At 39.7% G+C, this 2,828-nt stretch carries 2 protein-coding genes; both read left to right on the top strand.

The window, feature by feature from the left end:
* Window positions 1-228: family 1 glycosylhydrolase (locus tag ABZA00_RS16795; RefSeq protein WP_372883299.1), on the top strand; the 228-nt coding region annotated here is incomplete at its 5' end.
* 277 nt (window positions 229-505) lie between these two features.
* The gene (locus ABZA00_RS16790) at window positions 506-1,927 is read left to right on the top strand and encodes a glycoside hydrolase family 1 protein (protein ID WP_372883298.1); all 1,422 of its coding nucleotides are present in this window, start codon (window positions 506-508) and stop codon (window positions 1,925-1,927) included.
* Window positions 1,928-2,828 lie beyond the last annotated feature (901 nt).

Genomic DNA, 2,828 nt, shown 5'->3' with positions numbered 1-2,828 from the left:
ATCGAAGAGATGAAAAAAGCGGTGATTGATGATGGTGTTGACTTAATCGGCTATACCCCTTGGGGATGCCTGGACTGTGTTTCCTTTGGCACAGGTGAATACCGTAAACGTTATGGTTTTATCTATGTCGATAAAAATGATGATGGCAGCGGCACCATGCGGCGCAGCCGTAAAAAGAGCTTTGCCTGGTATCAACAAGTGATTCAAAGCAACGGTGAGGTTTTATAATCACGGTTTAGCAAAACTGAAAGGCATTTTATACCCACTCTGCTTCATTTTTTGAATATGGTCAGCACTCAATTTGTCGGCTTTGCACATTGAACTAGATTGGGTATTCATCATCCTAACAGGTCCTAGTCAAATTTTTTATTACGGTGCAAAAACTTGCTCTGTGTTATTTATTTTATTATCACTGTGCACTTTTATTCTTAGTTCAGAGAACTTTTTTGTTGTGTTCAGTAAATTCAAATTAATCATTCGCTCAATGACAAATTAAGGAAACAACATGCATTTTAAAGACGATTTTTTATGGGGGAGTGCTTCAGCGGCTTACCAAATCGAAGGCGGAGCAAGTCAAGACGGTAAAGGCCCTTCGATTTGGGACAGTTATTCAGAAATCCCGGGTAATACCTTTAAAAACTCTACTGGTGAAGTCGCCATCGATTTCTACAACAAATTTGAAGAAGATATCGAACTGATGAAAGAGATGGGACTGAATGCCTATCGTTTTTCTGTCTCATGGCCAAGAATCATGCCCGATGGACAGACCATAAATGAAAAAGGGATCGAGTTTTACCATAAAGTGATCGATAAGTTAATTGAATGTGGTGTCGAACCGATTCTTACCATTTATCACTGGGATTTACCGCAAGCATTACAAGATAAATATGCAGGCTGGGAAAGCCGTGAAATTATTAATGATTTTACGCAATTCTGTGCTTTGTTATATAAAGAATACGGTAAAAAAATAAAATATTGGGTGAGCTTAAATGAGCAGAACATTTTTATTGGCCTTGGTTATATTAAAAAATTACACCCGCCTAAAGTCTCTAACTACCAGCGATTTCTAAATGCGAACCACATTGCCAGTTTAGCCAATGCCAGTGCCATTAAGTTATTTAGAGAGATGCAAATTCCAGGACAAATAGGCCCTAGTTTTGCTTATTCCCCCACTTATGCTAAAAGTGAAAAACCGGAAGATGTCATTGCCATGGAAAACGCTCAAGAAATTGATAATTTCCTTTGGATGGATGTTTACGCTAAAGGGGAATATCCACAAATCGCCTTGAAATTACTGGAAAAATTAGGTCTCAGCATCGATTTCCAAGAAGGGGATAAAGCATTATTACAAGCGGGTATTTGTGACTTTATGGGTGTCAATTATTATCAGTCATCCACTTATTGTGATCCCAACCATAAACAAGAAACCTTGCAGGCAGGTAACGCAGCACAGGTTTCAGTGGTCTCGGATGTGCAAACCATTCCAACCGATAGCCTTTATGCCCGTGCAGATAATGACTATTTAACCATGACCGACTGGAACTGGGCCATTGATCCCAATGGCTTACGCGTTTCACTACGCCGTATTGCGTCACGTTATGGCTTACCTATTCTTATCAGTGAAAATGGCTTAGGTGCATTTGATACCTTAACGGAAGACGGTAAAGTACACGACGATTACCGTATTAACTTCCTAAAAGAGCATATCATAGCCATTGACCAAGCGATTGATGATGGTTGTGAAGTAATTGGCTATTGTACTTGGTCTTTCCAAGATCTTTTCAGCTGGCTCAATGGTTATGCTAAGCGTTACGGCTTTGTTTATGTAGATCGCGATGAAGAAAACGAAAAAGAGCTAAGACGCTATAAAAAAGACAGTTTTTACTGGTACCAGAAAGTTATCCAGAGTAATGGTACTGAACTGTAAACTGAACCAGTGTCTGTTGACCTTTCGCGGTTGATTGCTGTTTGAGGTAATAGAGGGCTCTGCTGTGTAAACAATACCGCTATTTCCGCATATTTATGCGTTAAATCATCGTCGCAATAGCCCGCTATTGCTACGATGATTTACCTTGCATTACACGAAACTAGCGGCACTGTATAATATAAAACGTTAACATTATAATATTAGAAGCAATGACGCTTTCATCATCCAGAGTTGAGGTTAAATAGAACAACTATTCGCCGCAAAAACTGCCTCAAACCAGCTTTCTACCGCAATTCTCGGTCAAGACTCTGGAGCCGCCATAAAGGTAAAAAAACACTACCCGCGCGAGTCTACACCTAAATGCTTGCGTGCTGCGTTGTGTCTGCTCGAAATAGATCTCTATTCCTTTGCTAACACGCTTTGCCCGAGCGATTTTTAATCTCAGATTCTGACAGGGTTGAACGATGATCATCTACCCCTGTCATCTTTATTTACATGTCCTGCTGATCATTTGCTTAATATGATCTTCAACAACGCTTCTCCGGCAAAAAATCATCGCAGATCTCAAAACATAAATATCTTCCACACCTATTAAAGGTGTAAGCAGCGTCATTCACAAACCACGCATTAGCGTGACATGCATCACAAAGCCTATACCGCAAGTCAAAAAACACCTCCTTACAACACGCCAGTTTGTGATCTAATTCTCTCTTACCAGGGCAAATTACATTGATATTTTGTCTCCGCTCACATTCCCAACACAAAAATGAAACCGGTTACTGAAACCGTTATCATTTTGCTGTTATACTTCACCCATCCAATAAACAGATTAATAAATAAACAGTTAAACAGGAGTAATCACATGAAAAAAATATTTCTTTGTTGTGCAGCAGGTATGTCT

This window comes from Psychromonas sp. (genome assembly GCF_041586535.1).
Taxonomy (GTDB): Bacteria; Pseudomonadota; Gammaproteobacteria; order Enterobacterales; family Psychromonadaceae; genus Psychromonas.
The sequence above is the reverse complement of the archived record's forward strand: the minus strand, read 5'-3'. Positions and strand labels throughout refer to the sequence as shown.

What these genes read in the sequence shown, in the direction of transcription:
- ABZA00_RS16790 (WP_372883298.1), top strand. Translation starts at nt 506, where the DNA reads ATGCATTTTAAAGACGATTTTTTATGGGGGAGTGCTTCAGCGGCTTAC.